A 24,397-nucleotide genomic window follows, 5' to 3' on the forward strand; every position below is an offset into this window, starting at 1 on the left:
TACATAACATGACTGAATTGAGATAATAGCTGCACAAATGTTGATCAATTGGTGGCTAAAGTTTAAACATTGTAAATGCAGTATTAATTTATTAAATAAATAAAAAATTCAATTGAACTTAGTCTTATTGAATATATAATGCGCGAAATTCACTTGTTTAGCTCGTTCAAATAGGATCTCTCATGAAAACTCAACTACTTTTAGCCACTGCTTTATTAGCATCTGCAACTACGTCAGCACAAAGCAATACTTATTTCAGTCAAGATAACAAAATTGAATCTAAGTTATGTGTACTAAGTGCAAACGAAGGCTTTAGCGTTGCTCGTAGGGAAGCTGCCCAGCACGGCGTTTACTTATCTCGTTTTTCTAAAAGCATTTTATGTAATGGTGAAGATATTCGCGATATAGCTAAAAAAACGACGCTAAGCACAGTATCTGCTGAAAAAATAGAAGTGTTTGCAAAAGACGCTCAACAAGAAACTCAATTATGTATGACGGCCCTAAAACAAGGTTTAGCACCTGTTCGTCAAAAAATCGGTAACTTAAACTCTCTTAAATGTAATGGTCAAAACGTTACTGAGTTTGTTAAACGCTACCAAAACGCAGCAATCTAATTATTAGCTTAACTATATAACTGAACTTGAGATACCTGGTCATTACCGGGTATTTTTTTGCAAAAATTACAAGGGTGTATGCAAAGCTTGCAAGCTTAACTTATTGGAATTGTTTAATAAGTACACTTTAAAACAATTAAGCTATTGATTTATCTGATTTAAATATTTTTGGCATTCGAATTGTATTAACTAAAGTGACATTTAATTAATTACGAAGGATACGTCTTATGAAAAAGTTAACATTAGCAGCAACAATTTTAGCATCGTTAAGCCTAGCAGCTTGTTCATCTAATCAAGGTCTTGAAAGAATAGACAGTGACTTTGCAAGTTTAGATAATGACAGTGATGGCTATATCTCAAAAGTTGAAGCAGATGACGATAACATCTGGCAGCACTTTTCAAATATTGATACCAATATGGATAACGAAATTAGCCGCAAAGAGTTTAACACTTATATGAAGCTTAATAATGGCAAAGTAGCTTCTGATGCTGAGGTAAGTGAATCTGCATTTAAAGCTGAAATCGCTAAATTTGATAAAATTGAAAGCAGCTTTGCAAGTCTAGATAACGATAGCAATGGCTATATCTCGGTAGTTGAAGGTAACGATGATGATATTTCAAATCATTTTGGTTACATGGATAAAAACCAAGATAAGCGCATCAGTAAACGCGAGTTTATGGGTTACATTAAAAAATACGGTAACGCAGTCGCTGAAGATGATGCATTAGAAGCTATTAAAAGTAACTAATAGTTACCATTTTAGTAAGTAAGATTAAAGCCAGTGATAGTCACTGGCTTTTTTTGTGCTTTAAATTAAGTAAATTGGTAGATATATTTTCCTAGTTTGATGTTGTTCTGTCATAATAGATGGCTGTGTATTTTTATTTGTTAAGAGTGTGTATGACGGGTCGGCGAATTAGTGATGAACAACTAGTTGAGATCATTGAAGCAGCTATTTTTGTTGCAGATAAGCCTGTTAGTAAACGCCATATTAAAGACACTGTATTAATAGATTTAGCTATTTCTATGGCGCGAATAAATGACGCAATAGATACAATACAAGAACATTTTCAAACTCGTGGTATTCGCTTAGTTGAAGTGGGTAGTGGATATCGGTTTCAGGCATGCAGTAGTTTAGGCCCTTGGTTAAATAACTTGTGGCAAGAACGCGCACCAAAATACTCGCGTGCTTTACTGGAAACATTATCACTTATTGCATACAGGCAGCCCATTACACGCGGCGAAATTGAGCAAGTAAGAGGTGTTACTACGGGTTCGAATATTATTAAAACCTTACTCGAAAGAGAATGGGTTAAAGTGGTAGGGCATAAAGAGGTTCCGGGAAAACCGGCTTTATATGCAACTACTAAGCAATTTTTAGATTATTTTTCGTTAACTGGGCTTGAAAATTTACCTGCGTTGCCAACAGAGCAGCAAAGTAAAATTAACCAGTTATTGAGCGATCCTTCTGTGAGAGAACCATCCGAATGAGTATTATACAAGGTGAAAAGTTACAAAAAGTCTTAGCCCGTGCAGGCGTAGGCTCACGCCGTGAAATGGAAAAATACATTGACGCAAACCGCGTTAGTGTAAACGGTAAAGTGGCAAAGTTAGGTGACCGTGTTGAAGAAACCGATTTGATTCGTGTTGACGGTCACAGTGTAAAAATTGAAGAAAAAGCAGACCGAATCTGTCGTGTAATTATGTATAACAAACCAGAAGGTGAGTTAAGTACACGTAAAGATCCAGAAGGGCGTCGTACTGTATTTGACCGACTTCCCCGTATTGATGGCGATCGCTGGATTGCGGTTGGTCGATTAGACGTCAATACATCGGGTTTAATGCTTTTTACAAACGATGGTGAACTGGCAAACCGTTTAATGCACCCAAGCTATGAAGTAGAGCGTGAATACTCTGCACGTGTATTTGGTGAAGTAACCAACGAGACGGTTAAAAACTTACTACGCGGTGTTGAGCTTGAAGATGGTCCAGCCAAATTCACGACTGTAACCCCTATGGGTGGCGAAGGTGTTAACCGATGGTTTAATGTAACGTTAAATGAAGGGCGTAACCGTGAAGTTCGTCGTTTATGGCAGTCTCAAGATGCAGAAGTATCTCGTCTTATTCGTATTCGTTACGGTAAACTAGAGCTTGATAAGCGTGTGCCACAAGGTGGTTGGATGGAGTATGATTTAGAAACAGTAAACTACTTACGTAAAACCGTTAAATTAGGCCGCGAAACACAAACTAAGCTTTCTGTTATGCCTGAAAAACGCAAAGATAAACGCGCTAAAATTAACCAAATCCGTAAAGCAGTTAAAAAACACAATCAACGTGTTAAGCCAACTAAACGTAAATAATCAATTAGTTATTTATTGAGCACAAAAAAGCCGCTAATTGCGGCTTTTTAATGCGTATTGTTTAAGTTATTTAAACTCTAAGTTACTTTTTTTCTTGAGCATCTAATGATTCGCCATTCACTTTACTAGAGTCATCGCTCATCAAGTATAAGTAGGTTGGCATTAAATCCTCTGGCGTAGCAAGGGTATCTCTATCTTCACCCGGGTATGCAGCCGCTCGCATAGAGGTGCGCGTTGCACCTGGGTTAATACAGTTTATACGAATATTCGTTTTACCTACTTCACATGCCCATGTTTGCATCATACCTTCTACTGCAAATTTAGAGATGGCGTAAGGGCCCCAAAATTCACGACCTTTGCGGCCTACACCTGATGATGTAAATATTATCGATGCATTATCAGATTTACGAAGAACGGGAAAAAGTGCTTTAGTGATCATGGCTTGTGCAGTGACGTTTACTTTCATTATGTTTTCGAACGTGGACGAGCAAAAATGTTCAAGTGGACCAAGCGACCCTAAAATACCTGCATTATTAAGCAATCCATCAAGGCGGCCAAACTGATATTCGATTGTTGCAGCAAGGTCACGGTAGTTTTGCTTCGTTGCGCCTTTTAAGTCCATAGGCACAATTGCAGGTTTAGGATAACCAGCATTAACTATTTCATCGTAAACACATTCAAGTTTATTAGTTGTTTTCCCTAATAAAATAACCGTAGCACCGTATTTTGCATACGTAATTGCTGCTACTCGGCCAATACCATCACCGGCGCCTGTTACTAAAATAACTTTATCTTTAAGTGCGTTTTCAGCTGCTTGATATGTGTGCATAAAAGTACCAATTCATATAATTTTTTTGATTTTAACATAGCAAAACGTGAAGTAATCGAATTTATTGTAAAATTAGGTGGCGAAAATAGAAACTTTACGTTAAGTTTAACTGGTCTAATGTCTCATTAATAATCTGATTACATTGTTTTAACTTAATACACTGATTAAACACACTATAAAAATAAAATACGTGCGGAGCCAACAATATGAAAAAAATGCTACTTTCACTCTCGGTTACAGCTGCTTTAGCAGGTTGTGGCGGTGGAGAAACGTTAACAGATGTCAAAAACGACACAGCACCCGTTATTCCAACAGCAACAGTTACATTTGATCCTGCTGCAGGTATCTTATCGGTACCTAATGATTTATTAATGAGTGGAACTCAAGACGGTACACTTAATATCCCTGGAGAATTAGATGACGATAATGTATCTATTTCTCGTGCAGCTTATGCTGACCCTCAACTTGCACTAGGTGCACTTGACGGTTGGTCTTCGCAGGTTCCTTATAAAATCGATTTAACATTTCCGCCAAATGTTAGTTTAGATGAAGCGTCTGCGGGAACACCTGGAACAGTAAGGATTTTTGAAGTCGTAATGGGTGCAAGCTTAACTGACGCAGAATGTTCTGTTGTAGCGGCAGGCACTGCTTGTAAATTAGTGGGTGAACTTACTTTTGGCGTTGACTTTGTAACTCAAGCTTCAGGTGATGCCGTTGCCATTATTCCTTTAAAACCATTTACAGCCGGTAGCTCATACATCAATGTATTAACTACAGGGCTTAAAGATTCATTAGGGCGTTCTATTGAACCTTCTTCTACTTATGCCTCTGTGAGTGAAGAAGCGCCGTTAATTACAGAAGCCCAACTTGGTTTGCAAGGTGCTGTAAATAGCTACGAAAATGTAGTGGTTAGTTCAGGCGATATCACAAAAGAAGATATTATTTTTTCTAGCGCAATGACTATTCAATCAGCAGGTCCTGTATTGGGCACTATCAAGCAATTGTTAGCTGGTAGTTTGAGAAACCCTGCAACTATACCAAAAATAACTGTTACAGAGTCTGATGAGGTTGAAACGGTTAAAGATTTTTTAAAATTTCCTGATATAGCTACTTTTGCTCCATTTGATGCTGTTGAATATATTAAAGGCGAGATTACTTTACCAATGTATCTAGGCACACCAACAGGTAAAGATACAAGCGCTTTGAATGACACATACTGGAAAGCAATGTGTTCAAGCCCTGTTGCAGTATTAAATCAGTTAGCCGCGGATCAAAAGTTACGAGATGAGGATAAAGAAGAAGATATTGATGCAACCATGTTTGACGAAGGACCTTATGAAGAAGTTTGTCAGCAAATAAATGCTCGTCTACATGACTATCCAAAAATAGATATTACTCGACATTTAACTAAATATAACCCAGTTCCACTAGCTCAAAGCAATGAGACTATACCTGTACAAATCACAAAGCCAATTTTAGCTGATATAAATGTTTATCGTTCAGCTTATGGTCTACCTGAGCTTGAAAGTATCCCAGAAGGTGGCTGGCCTGTTGTAATTATGCAACATGGCATAACGACGAATAAAGAAAGTATGCTTGCTTTAACGGCGCAGCTTTCAATACAGGGTTTTGCGACTGTTGCAATTGACCATCCTCGCCACGGTGAGCGTGGAATAGATGTTGGTGATGATGGGCTTAACTCTGCTAAAGAGGTAGGAGACGACTTCAATGCAACCACAGGCTCTGTCCTTAGTTACATGAACTTAAGTTCGTTACTAGTTGCTCGCGATAGCCTGCGTCAATCGGCTGCTGATTTATTAGGTTTGCGTTTAGGTTTAAACTTTATTAACGATGCGACGATTAACAGTAAAGATGTAACTTATGTTGGACACTCTTTAGGTTCAATTGTTGCTCCAGCATTTATTGCTCAAGCTAATACGCCAATGGCAGAAACGCTTGATCCGCTATTTAATGTTAACACGGTAGCGCTTGCAAGTGGCGGCGGCGGTATAGCAAGCTTCTTACTTGAATCCGCTGCGTTTGGTCCATTTATTCAAGGTTCAGTACTTTCACAAGCGGGTACAACAGAAGCCGATGAACTTAACGTTTACTTACAGGGCGCTGCGCTTTCTAACTGTGGTTCATTTGCATTGGAGGATATGGAAGCTTATTTAACATGTGGGTATAACGAGTATATTGCCTCACTTACAACCGCAGGTGAAACGACTAAACTTACTAACATTCAAGGTGTATTTACACAGTTTGCTTTTGCGGCGCAAACAGCGCTAGATAGTGGCGACCCAACGAACTACGCAGCCACTGTGAAAGCATTAGGTACTCCTGTTTATACTAATGCTGTTGTGGGTGATGGTGTTGATAACAAGCCTGACCAAGTGATACCACCAATGGCAGCTAATAATCCTATTTCTGGCACAATTCCATTAGCTAACTTGATGGGTCTTGAAACAGTAAGCTCTTCGCAAGCATTGAGTGAAACACCAACAAGCTATTTAGTTAAGTTTACTAAAGGGCATCATGGTTCTATATTAACGCCAGCTCAAGATGCTGCAGAGGCTGGAACTGTTGAAGGCAGTGCGGCCGCTAACGCAGAAATGCAGTTACAAGTAGCAACTTACTTAGCTTCTCGTGGACGTATGTTATTAGTGTCAAATCCTGAGGTTGTGACTGATTAATAACCAGTGAAGTAATTAACCTTTAAAAGCCACTGAAAAGTGGCTTTTTTTTGTTTTAAAGCATGCTAAATTAGCTGAAATTTATAAATGGAGAAACCAGTTGGAATTTTTATACGAGTACGGTTTGTTTTTTGCTAAGACAGTCACTTTTGTTATCGCTATAGCAGTTATTTTAATGCTTATAGTAGGTGCTGCAGTTAAGCCAAAAGCAAAAAAAGGTGAAATACAAATTGACGATATATCAGAGCAGTTAGTTGAGCTTAAAGAAAGCTTTTTACAAAATACACTCGGTAAAAAAGAACTTAAAACACATCAAAAACAGCTTAAATCGCAAAGTAAAAAAGCAGATAAAGATGAGCCAAAACCTCGCTTATATGTAGTTGACTTTGTTGGTAGTATGGATGCCCACGAAGTAGAAAGCTTGCGAGAAGAAATTACTGCAATTATCTCTATCGCCGATCCAAGTAAAGACAAAGTGCTTATTCGTTTAGAAAGTGGTGGCGGTGTTGTACATGGATACGGACTTGCTGCATCACAGTTACAACGTATTAAAAGTGCAGGCATACCCCTAAGTGTATCAATTGATAAAGTAGCAGCGAGTGGCGGTTACATGATGGCATGTGTTGCGGATGAGATACTCGCAGCACCGTTTGCTATTGTTGGCTCTATTGGTGTGATAGCACAAATACCTAACTTTAATAAAATATTAAAGAAAAATGATGTTGAATTTGAGCAAATAACCGCAGGTGAGTTTAAACGTACGCTTACTTTATTTGGTGAAAATACAGATAAAGCACGCGAAAAATTTCGTGAAGAAATTGAGCAAACACATGATTTATTTAAAACTTTTGTAAGCGCTCAACGTCCAAGCCTTGATATTAATTTAGTTGCGACGGGCGAGCATTGGTTTGCAACTCAAGCAATTGAAAAAGGTTTAGTTGATATTATTAAAACGAGTGATGATGCATTGCTAGAGCAGCAATATGAGCGCCAAATTTATAAGATTAAATACAAAGTTAAAAAGGGATTGAGCGATAAGTTAGCCCTTGGCTTGAGTAGTGGTGTAAATAAAGCGGGTATAAGTTTACTTTCTAAATTTAAATCCCTAAATCCTTAGGTTAGAATATTTAACCTGAGAACAAGCTAATTATTTTTACTCGAAAAAAAACCTTGATGCAAAACATCAAGGTTTTTTTATAACTCAATAGTCATAGATTATGAATCAATAGACTTATGATAATCTTCTAAATCTTTAGCTGCATTGGGGTCGTTAAAGATGCTCTCATCAAGCTCACCTTCAGATTTGGCAACAACACAGGTAACCATACAATCCCCGGTTACATTAACTGCTGTACGTGTCATATCTAGCAAGCGGTCTACACCTATAATAATTGCAATCCCTTCGACAGGTAAACCGACTTGGTTAAGTACCATTGCCAGCATGATTAAGCCCACACCAGGTACACCCGCGGTGCCCACAGAAGCAAGTGTTGCAGTTAATATAACCATTAAGTAATCAGAGATTGTTAAATCAACACTAAACACTTGTGCAATAAACACGGTTGCCACACCTTGCATAATGGCCGTGCCATCCATGTTAATAGTAGCGCCTAAGGGAATAGTGAATGAGGCAACAGAGTTGTTAGCGCCTAATTTTTTGGTCGCTGTTTCAAGTGTAATAGGCATGGTTGCGCTTGAGCTTGAAGTACTAAATGCAAATAAGCATGTATGCTTCATTTTTGCTAAGAAAATAAGCGGGTTTAGGCCGGTTAATATTTTTAAAAGCAATGTGTAGTTTACAAAAGCATGTAATAACAGTGCGAGTACTACAACACCAAAGTACTTAGCTAGGCTCACAATTAAACTAAGCTCAATAGTTGTAAACAGTTTTGCCATTAAAAAGAACACGCCATAAGGGGCAATGTTCATTAAAAGCGTAACTAGTTTTAAAATTACTGTGTTTAAATCTTCAAATACGGTAGCAACACGTTTTCCTGCTTTACCACTTAATGCCATTGCTACACCAAATAAAAGTGCAAACACAATAACTTGAAGCATATTGCCTTTGGCCATTGCTTCAAAAGGATTTGTAGGAAACATATCTATAATTACACGTGCAAGGGTAGGTGCTTCTTTAGCATCGTAGGTTGCATTAGATGGCAGGCTTATACCTTCACCAGGACTAAATAGTAGTGCTAGCGTAATGGCTACTGTTATAGCGATTGCTGTGGTTACTAAATATAAACCAATAGATTTACCACCTAGGCGACCTAGTTTTTTAGGGTCACTTAAGCTACAGGTACCACAAACAAGCGACACAAAAACAAGCGGGACAACTAACATTTTTAAGCTGGCGATAAATATTTGGCCGCCAACATGAAAAATACCATCGACAAAAAAGGCTTTAATTGGCAAAGAGAATAACCCAAGCGGTATTAGATAATCGTCTTCACCAGCTAATATAGCCTGAAATATAAAACCTACTGTAACCCCAAGCGCCATACCAATCATGATGCGAGTGGTTAAACTCATTGAACGGATTTTTGACATATTTCCTGATCTACATTTATAAATTTGCCATAGACTACCAGCAAGGAAATATTTACTACAGAAAAAGTTAGTATTTATTTAAAAATATTTTGCACAAAAAAGTAATAAAAAACTGTGATTTTAGACTAAGTTATAGGTTAATATTAAGTGTAAATTAATTTTAATTATAATAACAACGCTAGGGAGAGGTTCATGCCTTTAATGCGACTGCTCGGCATTTCATTGCTAAGTTTTTTACTTATAGCCTGTGGTGGCGGTGGGTCACTTGAAAAAGATGGCTCCATTAGTGATGGTTCAGGGGATACTGGTGGAGACACAACTGTACAAGCAGCGAATATCGAGATTTCTTTTGAAGATCGCTCTGTCACTGCAGATTCACCATTAAAAATCACTGCAACTGTTTTAGGTACTGATGGGCTACCAGTACAGCGTCAAGAGGTTAGCTTTACAACTACATTAGGCTCATTCATACCGGCAACTGGTAGTGCTCTAACGGATACTAGTGGAGTTGCAACTATTGAGCTAGCTGCTGGAAGTATTGAAGGTGCGGGTACCGTTATAGCAACGTACGAAGAGACTAGCAGTAAACTTGGCTTTTATACTGCAGGAGATGAAGCTTCATCGGATAATTCTAGCGCTAATATTGATATTAAAATTTTACAAAACTGCCCAGATAACTGGCTTAGCATTGATCGTGATTCGGTTGAGCTTAGCTCCTCTGATTGTTCACAGAACAGTAATCTTTTAGGTCAGCAGGCTATTATCTATGCAAAAATCACCAAAGCAGGCACTAATACACCAGCCAGTAATGTGCTAGTTAGCGCTACGACAACATTAGGTGTCTTATTGCCAGAGAGCTTAACTGCAAAAACCGATGCGTTTGGTATTGCAATTTTAAATCTATTACCCGGAAGTAGCTCTGGTGTAGGTCAGGTGGAGTTAACATCACAAAGTAGCGTAGCATCTGTTTTATTTGAGATTAACGCTGTTCAAGTCGGTGTTGATTTAAGTTCGGGTATTGGTTCATCAGATATATTGTTAGCGGGTTCTACTACAGTAATTACAGCAAAAATTGTAGACAGTAGTAATAATTTATTTACGACACCCCTTGAAGTACAGTTTACGTCTGCATGTGCCCAAGAATCAACGCCTAGAGCAACTATTGATAGTGTTGTAAGTAGTATCGGAGGCATAGCCAGCACAACATATAAGGCTAATGGGTGTAATGGTGTTGATACAATTACGGCCACAGTGGTTACCGGTGGCAATGTTGCAACACAAACAATTAATATTAATGTAGTAGCAGCTCAAACGGGTTCTATTGCTCTTATGGGGTCGACCAATCAAGTTTTAGCTATTAAAGGCGCTGGGGGACAAACCCTCACTGAAAACTCAGAGTTAACCTTTAGACTTTTGGATATTAATGGAAATCCTATAGGTCAAAAGCAAATAGATTTTGCACTTTCACAAAACCCCGGTGGTGCTTTATTGGGTAGTGCATTTCAATTTACCAACAACGAAGGTTTAGTAACTGTAAATGTGCGCTCAGGAAGAGCCGCCGGTGTTTTATCTGTTACTGCTTCGCATCAAATTGACAGTGGCGATACCTCTCAAAATATCGTGATTTCAATCGTTTCAAACGATATTACTATTACTACAGGGGTACCAGATCAAGACAGTTTCACTCTTGCAGTGCAAACGTTTAATACTGAGTCATTAAATGAAGCGGGAGTAACTACCGATTTAACCGTATTTGCCGCAGATCACTTTAATAATTTCGTACCGGATAATACAGCAATTTATATTGCCAGTGAAGGCGGTGCTGTAGGCACTATTGATGGCGAGCAGTTTACTCCTTTATTGCTTTGCCGTACAATAGACGGCGTATGTAATGCACAGTGGCGTAGCCAAAATCCTATTCCGTATCATTATAGTATTTACCAGAATTCAGTAGGGCAGAAGTGTGATCGATATTTTGGAAAAGCTGCACCTTGCTCTTTAGGCATCAGAGAGTCTAAATTAGATGTAAATGGTAATTTAGAAACTTATCTTAACAGTAGTGGTGCTCCAATAACCCTTGCTGATGCACCAGCACTTGCACCAATAGATTATCCCCTTGGTGGGCGAGTAAGTTTATTGGCTTATTCGGTGGGTGAGGAGTCTTTTAATGATGTATCAGCTAATGGCGAATTCAATCAAAATGAATTTGACACTACATTACAAGACTTACCGGAAGCATTTATAGACTTTAATGAAAATGGTGTATTTGATGGTAATTTACTTGCACCAACTAATCCTGTTGACTCCAATGGCGGGGAAAACGAATGGTACGTTGAGCGCTCTGGTGTATTAAATAATGGTAAGTACGATTTAGGTGATGGTAAATATAATGGTTTACTGTGTAGTGATGAAGCACTTACAGCTAACGCTTGTACTAGAGAAACAGTAAATGTACGTGCTCGTTCTGAACTAGTTATGTCAGGCAGTACTCCTTACATAAGGGCCGTGACTGCTTTAAATGATTGTACTTTAAGTAGTGGAATTAGTTTAGAGGCTTCTGATATGGCTGGTATGTGTGACATAAACTTGATTGATATTAGTAACTCGACGCCTTACAGTGCAATTTCGGTTACTATTTTCTTCAGTGATATTCATAACAACCCATTACCAGCAGGCACTACTGTTAAAGTAACATCTGATAATGCGGTATTGAAAGGGTTGACTGACTATACTGTAATTAACACAGCGCAAAAAGTTCCAGATTCAGTCACTGTCAATATTACTAAAGAGACAGATCCTGATGCTGTAGATTCTGGTTTTTTATATATTGAATTTGAAACACCTGGTGGAGTTAAAACCCAGTATACCGTGATGTCGATTTTGGATGAACCAGAGCCTTAGAAAAAATAAAGTATTTAAAATGCCAACCTTTAGGTTGGCATTTTTGTTTCTGTTCTATATATTCCACATCAATTAATCTAAAAACACCTGTTTGTTTAATTTAACGACAAAAATTGTTCGTTTATTCAGTAAAAGCTGAAAAGTTTGTATTAAAAGCTTGTAACAACTAGTGTTTGTAGATATACCTATAAATATTCGCGCCGCTTATAGCGGTAAACACATTTTTAATATTTGGTTAGAAATAGGCAACTATGGGCAAATCGCTAGTAATTGTAGAGTCACCTGCTAAGGCTAAAACAATTAATAAATATTTAGGTAATGACTTCATCGTAAAGTCCAGTATTGGACATGTGCGAGATTTACCTACTTCAGGTTCGAGCAAAGCTAAAGTGCCGGCAACTAAAACGCCAGCAGAAGTTCGTAAAATGGAACCAGAAGAAAAAGCAGCGTATAAAAAGCAACGAGATTATACAAACTTAGTCGCGCGTATGGGTATTGACCCAAACCAAGGCTGGGATCCGCATTACGAAATACTGCCTGGTAAAGAAAAAGTTGTTCAAGAATTACAAAAGCTGGCAGAAAATGCAGACCAAATATATCTCGCAACGGATTTGGATAGAGAAGGGGAAGCAATTGCTTGGCACCTTCAGGAAATTATTGGCGGCGAGCCTTCAAAGTATAAGCGCGTAGTTTTTAACGAAATTACTAAAAACGCAATACAACAAGCATTTGAAACACCAGGCGAGCTTAACACCGATATGGTTTATGCTCAGCAAACACGTCGCTTTTTGGACCGTGTTGTTGGTTTTATGGTATCACCTTTACTTTGGGCTAAGGTTGCTAGAGGACTTTCTGCAGGACGAGTGCAATCAGTGGCAGTACGTTTATTAGTAGAGCGTGAACGTGAAATCAAAGCATTTATCCCAGAAGAATTTTGGGATATTCACGCTGACGTTAAAAATACTGAGTCTGAGTTACGCTTAGAAGTAGCCAAACAAGCAGGAAAGCCATTTAAGCCTGTAAATGAAGCTCAGGCTAGTGCAGCGGTTAAAAGCCTTGAGAATGCAGAATATAAAGTAATTAGCGTTGAAGAAAAACCAAGTAAAAGTCGCCCAAGTGCGCCATTAATTACTTCAACCATGCAGCAAGCGGCAAGTACACGTTTAGGTTATGGCGTTAAAAAGACCATGATGCTTGCTCAGCGTTTGTATGAAGGCGGTTATATTACGTATATGCGTACCGATTCAACTAATCTTTCAAAAGATGCGGTTGAAATGTGTCGTGAGTACGTAACGAACGAGTTTGGTGCTAAATATTTACCAAAAGATCCAATTAGCTACAGCTCTAAAGGTAATGCACAAGAAGCGCATGAGGCTATTCGTCCTTCAAGTGTTACCGTGTTATCTGGGCATGTTGAAGGTGTCGACGCCGATGCTAAAAAGCTGTACGAGCTAATTTGGCGTCAGTTTGTAGCGTGCCAAATGGTACCTGCTGAATACGATTTAACAACGCTTACAGTTGAAGCTAACGACTTCCAACTTAAAGCAAAAGGCCGTGTGCTACGCTTTGATGGTTGGACTAAAGTACAGCCTGCAATACGTAAAAAGAACGAAGAAGATCAATCATTACCGGCTGTTAAAGAAGGTGAAGTCCTTACTTTAATCGAACTTGATCCTAAGCAACATTTTACTAAACCGCCAGCGCGCTTTAGTGAAGCAAGTTTAGTAAAAGAGCTTGAAAAACGCGGTATTGGTCGTCCATCTACTTATGCGTCAATTATATCAACGATTCAAGATCGTGGTTATGTACGTGTAGAAAATCGCCGTTTCTTTGCTGAAAAAATGGGTGAAATAGTTACCGATCGTTTGGTTGAAAACTTCACTGATTTAATGAATTTTGATTTTACAGCAAAAATGGAAGGCCGTTTAGATGACATCGCTGAAGGCGAGCGAGTATGGACTGAAGTTCTTGATAAATTTTATGCTGATTTTTCAACGCAATTAACTGTCGCTAAAGATGAGCCAGAAAATGGCGGCATGCGTCTTAACGAGATGGTTGAAACGGATATTGAATGTCCTACGTGTAGCCGAAAAATGGGTATACGTACGGCATCAACCGGTGTTTTCTTAGGGTGTACTGGCTATAGCTTACCACCTAAAGAGCGTTGTACTACGACAATGAACTTAGTGTCAGGCGATGAAGCGGTTGCAGCCGATGTTGAAGACGAAGAAACTGAAAAGCTAATGCAGATGAAACGTTGCCCGATTTGTGAAACGGCAATGGATTCATACCTAATTGACGAAACCCGTAAATTACATGTGTGTGGTAATAATCCCGCATGTAAAGGGCATATAGTTGAAGAAGGTACCTTTAAAATTAAAGGCTATGACGGACCAATTATCGAATGTGATAAATGTGGCTCTGACATGGAGCTTAAATCTGGTCGCTTTGGTAAGTACTTTGGCTGTAATAATGACGAGTGTAAAAATACACGTAAACTACTTAAAAGTGGCGAAGCTGCTCCACCAAAAGAAGACCCTGTTCACATTACTGAATTAGAATGTGAAAAGTCAGATGCGTATTTTGTATTACGTGATGGCGCCGCGGGTATATTTTTAGCTGCAAATACTTTTCCTAAGTCACGAGAAACACGTGCACCTAAGGTAGAAGAATTAAAACGCTTTAGAGACCGTATTTCGCCTAAGTTTTATTACCTAGCTGATGCACCAGCTAAAGATCCTGATGGTAACCTTGCTGTTGTACGCTATAGCCGTAAAAATAAAGCTCAGTATGTTATGACTGAAGTTGACGGTAAAGCAACTGGCTGGACTGCTCATTATGAAGCAGGTAAATGGACAGAAGAAGCGAAGAAAAAAGCAGCGCCTAAAAAGAAAGCCGCAGCAAAAAAGGCACCAGCTAAAGCAAAACCTAAAGCTAAAAAAGAGGATGAATAAGTAGGTATTTCTTATTCATAGCTTTTTATAGTTTTTAAAAAGTCATAAAAAAACCGGAATACACAGCTTGTGTCTATTCCGGTTTTTTTGTGCCTAGTTAAATGTTTTCGCAACGGCTTTATTAGCAGTACATTTAACTAAGCGTATTGGGTATATCAATTTTTATTAAAAAACATAGTCATTTTATTGCACTAAATAGATCGCTAATTTAATGCAATTGGTATGATTAAATTTTAACAGAAGATACTTTTTTATAGCCTTCAGATTCAAGCTCATCATTTACGCATTTTAATACGTAGGCATTTAGCTCTTCATTGCTTACGTCATCATCTTTAGCCCAGTTAACACACATCTCTGTGTATTCTTTTACCATTTCGGCTGAAGCTGTTGGCGCATCGTCTGCTACCGCGTAAGTCGCAGATACTGCAAATAGTGGTGCTACGATTAATGCTAGCAATGCTTTTTTCATTCGTTTATTCCTAAAAAAATGGTGTGATGACTGATTTACCCAGTTTAAAGTCAGGTTTAAACCAGTAGTGCCCAATCCAGAACAACTCTGTTGGTATATTGATTTTTAAACGAAAACGAAATAAAAGATAACAAAATATTTTTATCGTAAGGATGAGTAATTTGCTTGTCGGTATTTCGCAGTATTATGTTGTAGTGGTTTTTAGGTTTAAAGATGAAGTTAATAAGTGCAATAGTCGCTATTTCTGCTGTTGAGTTATTAAAAGTATTTAATAACTCCAGCGTATACCCAAGTCATAAACTATTTTGGAAAGTGATTATTCATGTCACGTTTGTAATATCAAGTGCTTTGCTTGCTTTAACTAACTATTTAAACAGCAAAGCTCAAAGTCACCATAAAGATAAAATACATAAAAAAGCCCAAGTAATTAACTTAGGCTTTGTTGTCTTCATAGCTTAATTATAAAATTAAACGTAATTTTTATGTGATTAACACTTTGCATAAAAGCAAGCATAAGGCTCAAGCGTTAATGTATCTTGGCTTAATTTTGCACTATGGTGGCTAAGCTCGTTATATTCTTTAACGATTGATGTTGGCATATTAATAGCTGTTTGCTGCGAACTTAGATTAAACAGGCAAAGCATTTTTTGCGCTCCAAGGGTTCTATAAAAAGCAAGCACAGGCTCAGGCGTTTCAATAAACTCAATATCACCTTCAAGTAGCACAGCTTGGTTTTTGCGCCACGCCATAAACTCACGATAGGCGTTTAAAATTGAGTTACTATCATTCGTTTGCACAGCGACTGATTGCTGTTTGTGTGCGTCATCAACAGGCAGCCAAGGTTTTACGTCACTAAAACCCGCATGAGATGAATCAGCGTGCTCCCAAGGCATTGGCGTTCTACAGCCATCACGCCCTTTAAAGTTTGGCCAAAAAGTAATGCCGTATGGGTCTTGTAAATCTTCAAAAGCAACAGATGCTTCACCTAAACCAAGCTCTTCACCTTGGTACATACACACACTTCCACGAAGGGAGGCAAGTAGGGCGGTTAACATTTTACATTGTTGAGAATTTATCTCGCCGTTTTTACTCCAACGACTTGCTACGCGCTCTACGTCATGGTTACTAAATGCCCAGCACGGCCAGCCTTCCGTCATACGCTGTTCAAGAGTTTGAACCGTAGTTCTGATATATTCACTTGAATAATCATTTGTTAATAGCTCAAAACTATAACCCATGTGCAGTTTGTCACCGCCTTGGGTATATTCTGCCATAGTTGCTAATGAATCCTCTGATGAGATTTCGCCGAGCGATACAGTACCTGGGTATTTATTAAGTAATGTGCGAATGTCTTGCATAAACTCAATGTTTTCTGGTTGAGTGTTGTTGTAGTAATGATATTGAAACGCATACGGGTTATCTTCACTAAAACCGCGACCTTGGCGTTTGTCTTTTGGTTTAGCAGGGTTATCGCGAAGTAATGCATCGTGGTAGCAAAAGTTAATAGCATCGAGTCTAAAGCCATCAACGCCTTTTTTAAGCCAGAACTCCACGTTATCAAGCACAGCTTGCCTTACATCAGGATTATGAAAGTTTAAATCGGGTTGTTCTGTTAAAAAATTATGCAAATAATATTGCCCTCGGCGAGGTTCCCACTGCCATGCGCCACCACCAAAAATAGACAGCCAATTGTTAGGAGCTGTTCCGTCATCTTTAGCATCGGCCCATACATACCAATCAGCTTTATCGTTTGTTAAATTATCACGACTATCTAAAAACCACTGATGTTGATCAGAGGTGTGGCTTAATACCTGATCTATAATTATTTTAATATCTCGATCGTGGGCTTGACTAATAAGTTCATCAAAATCGTTTAAGTCACCAAAAAGTGGGTCAATGTCGCGGTAGTCGCTAATATCGTAACCAAAGTCTTTCATTGGCGATTTGAAAAAAGGTGAAATCCAAATTGCATCAACTCCTAAGCTCTTAATGTAATCAATACGATTAATAATCCCTTTTAAATCACCAATGCCATCGTTGTTGCTATCTTGAAAGCTACGCGGATAAACTTGATAAATAACCGCACCTTTATACCACTGCTTTTGGGTCATGCTTTTCTCCATCATTCCACACAGTATTTAGACTATTCTTTGTTGTGATTACGATTAATCACGTTATTTGCAAAAAGCATACGTGAAGCCTTTAATCCTGTAAAAAGTCTGCATACGTATGCACTAAAAATAATGCAATAAATTTATTAAAAATAAGCGCTTAGCATAGCTTAAACAGTGCTCATATTGTGTGCCTATTGTTTACCAATTACTTTATTCATTCATTTTTTAGTTAAATTAAACCTAACAGACTGTACTGTAAGGAAAATATACCTCAGGCTTTACATGGAATGGTCAGACCAATTTAACGCTTGGTAAATGTGGAGTAATTTAAACTTTATATAACAGCGATAATTAATTTCACCTTGTTTACATTTAAGTAAAGGTGCCATTAAGTTTCAATAGAATTGATTTAACTATTTATGCTTGCTTTGTGTTTTTTATTTTATTTATTTTCAATAAAATCATGGTGTTGAAGTGATGCTTGTGATTTTTATGTTAATATTAAAGAGTGCTTTAATTGTTGAATACGTATGCATAAAGTTGTTAATAAAATAAATCTGGCGTTAATATTCATCCTGACAACAAAATTAGCTCGCCTTGTTTAACTATCACTTAAACATTGAACGCGGGTATCACAATATGGGTAACGGGAAAACATTATGTCTATGTTCAAACCAAGTATATTAACTTTGGCATTAACAGCTGCAGGCTTATCAAGCTTTGCTACACAGGCTGCTCAAGAAGATACAATAAAAAAAGATGATGTAGAAGTTATCGAAGTTAAAGGCTTTCGTGGCAGTGTGGTTGAGTCTATTAACACTAAACGTTTCTCTACTCAGGTTGTAGAATCTATATCAGCCGAAGATATTGGTAAATTACCAGACTCTTCAATTGCTGAATCGATTGCGCGTTTACCTGGCTTAACAGCGCAGCGCTTAGACGGCCGAGCAAGTCGTGTCTCTATTCGTGGTTTTGGTGAAAACGAAAGTGGTACTACATTTAATGGTCGTGAGCAGGTATCTATTGGTGATAACCGTGGCGTAGAATTTGACCTTTACCCATCAGAAATAATGAGCGGTGTTACTGTTTATAAAACGCCTAATGCAAGTATAGATGCTGAAGGCATAGCAGGCGTAATTAACATGCAAACAGTTCGTCCTTTAAGTAAAGGCGAACGTGTTGTACAAGTAAATGGACAGTATGAGCAAACTAGCTTTGATAAACTAAACCCAGACGGTAACGACGCTGGTTACCGAGGTACAATTTCATACATTGACCAGTTTGCAGACGATACCATTGGTGTTGCATTTGCTTTAAATACGATGAGTTCACCAAATCAAGAAAAACGTTGGAACTCGTGGGGTTATCCAGAATTCAATGAAAATGGTAACGATTATTCAATTTTAGGTGGTGCTAAACCTTACGTGCGTTCATCAACGCTTGAGCGTGACACGGCAATGCTTGTTTTAGAAGCAGCACCTACAGACAATCTAAGTATGACGTTTGATGCGTTATATGTAGATTTTACAGATGAAAAAATCTTACGCGGTATTGAAGTTCCATTCGCGTGGGGACAAGGTAGTATCGACTCAAGCAGCGTAGTAGTTGATGAAGAGTCAGGCTTTATAACAAGCGCTGTAACCCAAGGTCAGCGTGTTGTAGTTCGTAACGATTACGAAGAGCGTGAAGCAGAACTTACAGCTTTTGGTTTTAATACTAAATACGATATTGACGATTCGTGGTCAGTAGAGTTTGATGCAAGTTATTCACAAGTAGAGCGCAAAATCTGGAGTGTTGAAAGCTATTCAGGTACAGGTCGTGGCGATGCTCGCGGTGTGGCAGATAACTTGGGTTACACATTTAATGGTGGTAACACTGGGGCTACTTTTTCACATGATTTAGATTATAGCGATTATGATTTAATTCAGTTAGGTGGCCCGCTTTCGTGGGGTGCAAGCTCTGCACTTAACGATAAATACGGTTTAACTGGTACTGAATATGAAAACCAAGCGCAAGACGGTTTTATAAATGCACCTACTATTGAAGATGAATTATCAACATTAAAAATAGCCGCTTCAAAGGTATTAGAAAACGAGTACATAAGCTCTATTGAATTTGGTATGTCTTACAAAGAACGTGAGAAAACAAAAGATTCAGAAGGTTACTTCATGACGTTATCTAGCTTTTCGCTTGATAACCCAGGCATGCTTAGCGTGCCAGAACAGTACCGCAACGGAAGTGTTGATCTAGGCTTTATAGGCATGGGCGACATGATTGCTTATGATGTAAATGGTTTAGTTAACGATGGTTATTACGACTTACTTGCAGAGAGCTTAACAAATACAAGTCATGCGACTAAATCGTGGACTGTAAAAGAAGAAATCACTTCTGCATTTGTTCAAGCAAATATTAATGCTGAAGTGAGCGGCCTTGCACTAACGGGTAATGTTGGCGTGCGTTATGTACAAACTGATCAATCATCACAAGGTAATGCATTTAGTACTGTTGATGGTGTCGTTGTTACATCACCTACAGACATAAGCCATGATTACTCACACGTATTACCTAGCTTAAATCTATCTCTTGCGATTGATGAGCAACAAACAATACGCTTTGGTGCTGCTAAAACAATTTCTCGTGCACGTTTAGATGAAATGAATTCATCAGTTAATGCGTCATATAATCAAACGCCAGATGAAAATGGTAACTACTGGTCTGTATCGGGTGGTAATCCAAATTTAGAGCCTAAAGAAGCAACTGGTTACGACTTTACTTACGAGAATTACTTTAGCGATGAAGGTTACTTCTCTGCTGCGTTTTTCTATAAAGATTTAACTCAGTGGATTTTTGACGGTACTTACGCAATTGATATGTCGGGTGTTGCAGACCCATCTACTGGAGAATTACCAGCAACATCATCGGGTACTGGCAGTGGTAAAATAAATGGCGGCGGTGGCGATTTATATGGTTACGAGCTATCACTGGCATTACCATTTAAACTATTTCACCCATCACTTGAAGGCTTTGGTTTAATAGCAAGCCATACAGGTATTGAGTCTGATATTGAAGATCAAAATGGTAACGAATACGAACTACCGGGTCTTTCAGATAAAATTCAAAGCTTAACGGTTTACTACGAAATGCATGGTATGCAGTTACGTACCAGTATGCGTAAACGTAGTGCCTTTAAAGGCGATGTATATGGCTTAGGCTTTGACACGGAACAAGTTGATATTTTAGGTGAAACTATTTGGGATGTTCAAGCGGGTTACGACTTTAGTGAAGCGGGTATTGAAAGCCTTGAAGGTTTATCAATTCAGTTTCAAGTACAAAACTTAACAGAAGAACCATTTACGTCGCTTTCTGGCGACAATGCTTTACAAGTACGTGATTACCAAGATTACGGTCGCACTTACTTGTTAGGCTTTAGCTACAAGCTATAATAAAAACTGTGTGTAGAAGCCCTTGTAATTTGTGTTACAGGGGCTTTTTTATAGCTAGTTTACCTAACTTAACAAAGCTTTAATTTGTAAACGTGGACAATAATATGAAACCAATAAAACACGTGGTAATTGCAGGCGGTGGTACTGCAGGGTGGATAACAGCAGCACTGCTTAATAAAGTGTTAGGTAAAGTAATTAATATCACGCTTATAGAATCATCGGCTATTGGGTCAGTGGGAGTGGGCGAAGCAACAATTCCGCCTATTATTCAACTTAATAACGCGCTGGGTATAAACGAGCAAGATTTTATTAATGCCACTAATGCTTCAATAAAATTAGGTATTGAGTTCGAAAATTGGAAAACGCCAAAGCATAATTATATGCATGCGTTTGGCTCGTTTGGTAAAGACTTTCCTTTTTGTGATTTTTATAACTTTTGGTTAAAAGGTCAAGTTACGGGTTGCGAAGACGAACTATGGGATTTTTCACTCAATTACCAAGCGGCTAAACAGCATAGGTTTGCCCCTTTAAATACCATTCCAAATACCCAACTACCTGGGCTGAGTTACGCGTACCATTTTGATGCCACACTTTACGCCGAATATTTAAAAAAGTTGGCTATATCGCGCGGTGTTAAACACATAGATGCAAAAATAGACCATGTTGAACAATGCTATACAGGCAATATTAAAAGCCTAGCACTTGATAACGATAGTCAAATTAGTGGTGATTTATTTATAGATTGCACAGGGTTGCGTGCCTTGTTAATTGAGCAAACACTTAATACAGGATTTATTGATTGGTCTCATTACTTACCCTGTGATAGTGCAGTGGCCATTCAAACACACAGTACCAATGAGTTAAAACCTTATACACGATCTATTGCACATAGTGCAGGCTGGCAATGGCAAATACCGCTGCAAAACCGTATTGGTAATGGCCTTGTTTATTGCAGCCGATATTTATCAGACGATGATGCTAAACAACTACTTCTTCAAAAATTACCCGCTAAGGCAATTACAGAGCCCCGTATTATAAAATTCAAAACAGGTCGGCGCTTAAAGCAGTGGCATAAAAACGTGGTCGCGGTTGGTTTATCAAGTGGGTTTTTAGAACCGCTTGAGTCAACCAGTATTCATTTAATTCAAACTGCGGTTACACGCTTAATTAAGCTATTTCCACACAATGGCATTAGCGATGCGTTAGTAACTGAGTTTAATAAACAAAGCGTAATTGAAATAGAGCACATACGTGATTTTATTATTTTACATTACAAGCTCACCGAGCGAGAAGACTCCCCATTTTGGCGCCAATGTAGGCAAATGGATATACCTAACTCCCTGAGCCAAAAAATGAATTTATTTAAGCAAACAGGCAAGGTAGTACGCGAAGACGACGAGCTATTTACTGAGGTTGCTTGGCAGCAAGCAATGATAGGGCAAGGGCTTATCCCTGATGACTACAATAGTATTGTGGATTCGTTAAGTGATGAGCAACTGAGCGATTTATTTTCTACCTTAAAAACATTGATAAACTCAACAGTTGCGCAACTACCAACTCATCAAGATTTTTTAGCCAGTATTAAAAAGGTTTAATAATGCGATTTTTAAACACACTTTTACTAGTAAGCGCATGCAGCTTACCAAGCTTTAGTTATGCACTTAATGTAGAGCCTGCCAATTGGTGGGTAGGCATGAATAAAAGCACTATAACCATCATGGTGCATGAACAAAACATTGCTAACGAGCAAATTAAATTAGCTAAGTACAATGGCGTTAAGTTAAATAAAATAACGCGTACAGATAACCCAAATTATGTATTTTTGAATATAACGATTTCCGATGCCGCTAAAGCTGGAACGCTAGAATTTAGCAGCAGCGAAACGAGCCAAAATTTTGAATTTCCACTACTTGCACGTGATAAAAACAGTGCAAAGCGCCAAGGCTTTACATCTAACGATACCCTTTATTTAATCAACCCAGATCGCTTTGCTAATGGTGATGAAAAAAACGATACAGTTAAAGGTATGCTAGAGAGTGCAAATCCAAGCTTAAAAGGCGGACGACATGGCGGTGATATTCAAGGTGTAATTAATGCGCTACCGTATCTAAATAATTTAGGCGTGACACAGCTTTGGTTAACACCTGTGCTTGAAAACAACATGCCTGACTATTCTTACCATGGTTACGCGATCACAGATTTTTATAACGTTGATCCACGTATGGGTTCAAATCAGTTGTACAAAACGTTATCAATAAAGGCTAAAGAGCAGGGCATTGGTCTTGTTATGGATATGGTACTTAATCATTTTGGTTCTGAACATGCTTGGGTTAAAGACAAACCCACCCAAGATTGGATTAACTTTAATGGCGACTTTAAAAATGGTGAAAATGCGACAAGCCATGCGCGCCAAACAATTCAAGACCCACACGCAAGCAACTATGACAAACGCCAATTTAGCGATGGTTGGTTTGTTGCTAGCATGCCTGATTTAAATCAGCGCCAACCACTTTTAAGTGAATATTTAATTCAAAACGCTATTTGGTGGATTGAATACGCCGATTTAAGCGGTATTCGTGTAGATACCTATTCTTATTCAGATAAAGCGTTTTTAAGTGATTGGACAAAAGCCATTATGGATGAATACCCACACTTTAATATTGTTGGTGAGGAGTGGACTTCAAACCCTGCAATAGCGTCGTATTGGCAACGCGGCAAAGTAAATAAAGATGGGTACACATCAAGCTTACCCAGTGTAATGGACTTTTCATTACAAGAAGCGGTGATTCAAGCTTTAAATGAAGATGAAAGCTGGAGTACAGGCTGGGTTAAAGTATATCAGTCATTAGCTAACGATTTTTTATACCCAGATACCAATAACATTATGGTGTTTGCTGATAATCACGATATGAGCCGAGTATATACAGAGCTTGGGCAAGACTTAGCTAAAACTAAAATGGCGATGACGTTATTTTTAACAACGCGCGGCATTGCTCAAATGTATTACGGAACGGAAGTGATATTAGATAACACGCCGAGTAAAGATCATGGCGATATACGAATTGATTTTCCTGGTGGGTTCAAAAATCAAAACGCTAATGCGTTTACTGGAGTCGGTTTAAGCGAAGAGCAGCGCGATATGCACAAGACCATTAGCACACTACTTAACTTTAGAAAGCAAAGCCCTGCGCTGGCAAAGGGTAAGCTCGTTCATTTTAGTCCGCAAAATGGTGTTTATAGTTATGCTCGCGTTAGTGACACGCAAACTGTATTAGTTTTTATGAATAAAAACGAAGTAACACAAAAGCATAATCTTGATTACATGCAAGAAGTTATACCAAAAAATGCCAATGCGCAGGCATTATTCACACAACACACTTTTAAACTAACTAACAGTATTGACTTAAAGCCAATGGCTGCAACGGTATTAGTGATTAATACGCCGTGAATGTTTAAGTGAATACGTATG

At 38.4% G+C, this 24,397-nt stretch carries 15 protein-coding genes and 1 pseudogene; 12 read left to right on the forward strand and 4 right to left on the reverse strand.

Annotated elements, in window-relative coordinates; translation table 11 throughout:
- Positions 1-182 precede the first annotated feature (182 nt).
- From PX700_RS07545 to rluB, 4 genes are all read left to right on the forward strand, one after another.
- Positions 183-614 (forward strand): exonuclease III, encoded by a 432-nt coding sequence (locus PX700_RS07545; RefSeq protein ID WP_479520388.1) that lies wholly within the window; start codon positions 183-185, stop codon positions 612-614.
- 227 nt (positions 615-841) lie between these two features.
- Positions 842-1,363 carry an EF-hand domain-containing protein gene (locus PX700_RS07550; RefSeq protein WP_415635920.1) on the forward strand — a complete coding sequence of 174 codons (522 nt, stop codon included), beginning with the start codon at positions 842-844 and terminating at the stop codon, positions 1,361-1,363.
- A gap of 152 nt (positions 1,364-1,515) precedes the next feature.
- Positions 1,516-2,106, forward strand: coding sequence for an SMC-Scp complex subunit ScpB (gene scpB / locus PX700_RS07555; RefSeq protein ID WP_024599380.1), 591 nt, complete (start codon positions 1,516-1,518; stop codon positions 2,104-2,106).
- Complete coding sequence (gene rluB, locus PX700_RS07560; RefSeq protein ID WP_007582584.1) at positions 2,103-2,975, forward strand: 23S rRNA pseudouridine(2605) synthase RluB; 873 nt, start codon at positions 2,103-2,105, stop codon at positions 2,973-2,975. Before scpB ends, rluB begins: the two co-directional genes overlap by 4 nt.
- Before the next feature lie 82 nt (positions 2,976-3,057).
- On the opposite strand, the gene PX700_RS07565 is transcribed toward rluB, so the two are convergent.
- Positions 3,058-3,804, reverse strand: a complete 747-nt coding sequence (locus tag PX700_RS07565; protein ID WP_415635921.1) for a YciK family oxidoreductase — start codon at positions 3,802-3,804, stop codon at positions 3,058-3,060.
- 206 nt (positions 3,805-4,010) lie between these two features.
- On the opposite strand from PX700_RS07565, the gene PX700_RS07570 reads away from it, so the two are divergent.
- Together PX700_RS07570 and sohB are read left to right on the forward strand one after the other, a co-directional pair.
- Positions 4,011-6,497: a VolA/Pla-1 family phospholipase gene (locus tag PX700_RS07570; RefSeq protein WP_479520389.1), complete on the forward strand. Its 2,487-nt coding sequence runs from the start codon at positions 4,011-4,013 to the stop codon at positions 6,495-6,497.
- A gap of 100 nt (positions 6,498-6,597) precedes the next feature.
- Positions 6,598-7,614, forward strand: a complete 1,017-nt coding sequence (sohB, locus tag PX700_RS07575; protein ID WP_479520390.1) for a protease SohB — start codon at positions 6,598-6,600, stop codon at positions 7,612-7,614.
- Positions 7,615-7,712: 98 nt separating this feature from the next.
- Here sohB and PX700_RS07580 read toward each other — a convergent pair whose 3' ends face one another.
- Positions 7,713-9,047 carry a dicarboxylate/amino acid:cation symporter gene (locus tag PX700_RS07580; RefSeq protein ID WP_415635924.1) on the reverse strand — a complete coding sequence of 445 codons (1,335 nt, stop codon included), beginning with the start codon at positions 9,045-9,047 and terminating at the stop codon, positions 7,713-7,715.
- A 192-nt stretch (positions 9,048-9,239) separates the two neighbouring features.
- Between PX700_RS07580 and PX700_RS07585 the strand changes: the two genes are divergently transcribed.
- Positions 9,240-11,948, forward strand: coding sequence for an Ig-like domain-containing protein (locus tag PX700_RS07585; RefSeq protein WP_479520391.1), 2,709 nt, complete (start codon positions 9,240-9,242; stop codon positions 11,946-11,948).
- 251 nt (positions 11,949-12,199) lie between these two features.
- Complete coding sequence (gene topA, locus PX700_RS07590) at positions 12,200-14,902, forward strand: type I DNA topoisomerase (RefSeq protein ID WP_479520392.1); 2,703 nt, start codon at positions 12,200-12,202, stop codon at positions 14,900-14,902.
- 226 nt (positions 14,903-15,128) lie between these two features.
- Here the strand turns inward: topA and PX700_RS07595 are convergent, their stop codons facing one another.
- Positions 15,129-15,371, reverse strand: a complete 243-nt coding sequence (locus PX700_RS07595) for a hypothetical protein (protein ID WP_007582596.1) — start codon at positions 15,369-15,371, stop codon at positions 15,129-15,131.
- Between the two features lie 198 nt (positions 15,372-15,569).
- On the opposite strand from PX700_RS07595, the pseudogene PX700_RS07600 reads away from it, so the two are divergent.
- Positions 15,570-15,764: pseudogene (locus PX700_RS07600) on the forward strand (TIGR00645 family protein); the annotation flags it as partial.
- 95 nt (positions 15,765-15,859) lie between these two features.
- Here the strand turns inward: PX700_RS07600 and PX700_RS07605 are convergent.
- Positions 15,860-17,482, reverse strand: a complete 1,623-nt coding sequence (locus PX700_RS07605) for an alpha-glucosidase family protein (protein ID WP_479520393.1) — start codon at positions 17,480-17,482, stop codon at positions 15,860-15,862.
- Between the two features lie 662 nt (positions 17,483-18,144).
- On the opposite strand from PX700_RS07605, the gene PX700_RS07610 reads away from it, so the two are divergent.
- From PX700_RS07610 to PX700_RS07620, 3 genes are all read left to right on the forward strand, one after another.
- The gene (locus PX700_RS07610) at positions 18,145-20,928 is read left to right on the forward strand and encodes a TonB-dependent receptor (RefSeq protein ID WP_479520394.1); all 2,784 of its coding nucleotides are present in this window, start codon (positions 18,145-18,147) and stop codon (positions 20,926-20,928) included.
- Between the two features lie 104 nt (positions 20,929-21,032).
- A complete protein-coding gene (locus PX700_RS07615; protein WP_479520395.1) occupies positions 21,033-22,523 on the forward strand; it encodes a tryptophan halogenase family protein in 1,491 nt (496 codons plus the stop codon).
- Between the two features lie 2 nt (positions 22,524-22,525).
- Positions 22,526-24,376: a glycoside hydrolase family 13 protein gene (locus PX700_RS07620; protein WP_479520396.1), complete on the forward strand. Its 1,851-nt coding sequence runs from the start codon at positions 22,526-22,528 to the stop codon at positions 24,374-24,376.
- The last annotated feature ends 21 nt before the right edge of the window (positions 24,377-24,397 follow it).

The sequence above is a fragment of the Pseudoalteromonas sp. TP27 genome (assembly GCF_056470645.1).

Coding starts and splice junctions, on each gene's coding strand:
- PX700_RS07580 (WP_415635924.1), bottom strand. CDS start 9,047: ATGTCAAAAATCCGTTCAATGAGTTTAACCACTCGCATCATGATTGGT.
- PX700_RS07595 (WP_007582596.1), bottom strand. CDS start 15,371: ATGAAAAAAGCATTGCTAGCATTAATCGTAGCACCACTATTTGCAGTA.
- PX700_RS07585 (WP_479520391.1), top strand. CDS start 9,240: ATGCCTTTAATGCGACTGCTCGGCATTTCATTGCTAAGTTTTTTACTT.
- PX700_RS07570 (WP_479520389.1), top strand. CDS start 4,011: ATGAAAAAAATGCTACTTTCACTCTCGGTTACAGCTGCTTTAGCAGGT.
- PX700_RS07565 (WP_415635921.1), bottom strand. CDS start 3,804: ATGCACACATATCAAGCAGCTGAAAACGCACTTAAAGATAAAGTTATT.
- topA (WP_479520392.1), top strand. CDS start 12,200: ATGGGCAAATCGCTAGTAATTGTAGAGTCACCTGCTAAGGCTAAAACA.
- PX700_RS07610 (WP_479520394.1), top strand. CDS start 18,145: ATGTCTATGTTCAAACCAAGTATATTAACTTTGGCATTAACAGCTGCA.
- PX700_RS07620 (WP_479520396.1), top strand. CDS start 22,526: ATGCGATTTTTAAACACACTTTTACTAGTAAGCGCATGCAGCTTACCA.
- PX700_RS07545 (WP_479520388.1), top strand. CDS start 183: ATGAAAACTCAACTACTTTTAGCCACTGCTTTATTAGCATCTGCAACT.
- rluB (WP_007582584.1), top strand. CDS start 2,103: ATGAGTATTATACAAGGTGAAAAGTTACAAAAAGTCTTAGCCCGTGCA.
- PX700_RS07615 (WP_479520395.1), top strand. CDS start 21,033: ATGAAACCAATAAAACACGTGGTAATTGCAGGCGGTGGTACTGCAGGG.
- PX700_RS07550 (WP_415635920.1), top strand. CDS start 842: ATGAAAAAGTTAACATTAGCAGCAACAATTTTAGCATCGTTAAGCCTA.
- PX700_RS07605 (WP_479520393.1), bottom strand. CDS start 17,482: ATGACCCAAAAGCAGTGGTATAAAGGTGCGGTTATTTATCAAGTTTAT.
- scpB (WP_024599380.1), top strand. CDS start 1,516: ATGACGGGTCGGCGAATTAGTGATGAACAACTAGTTGAGATCATTGAA.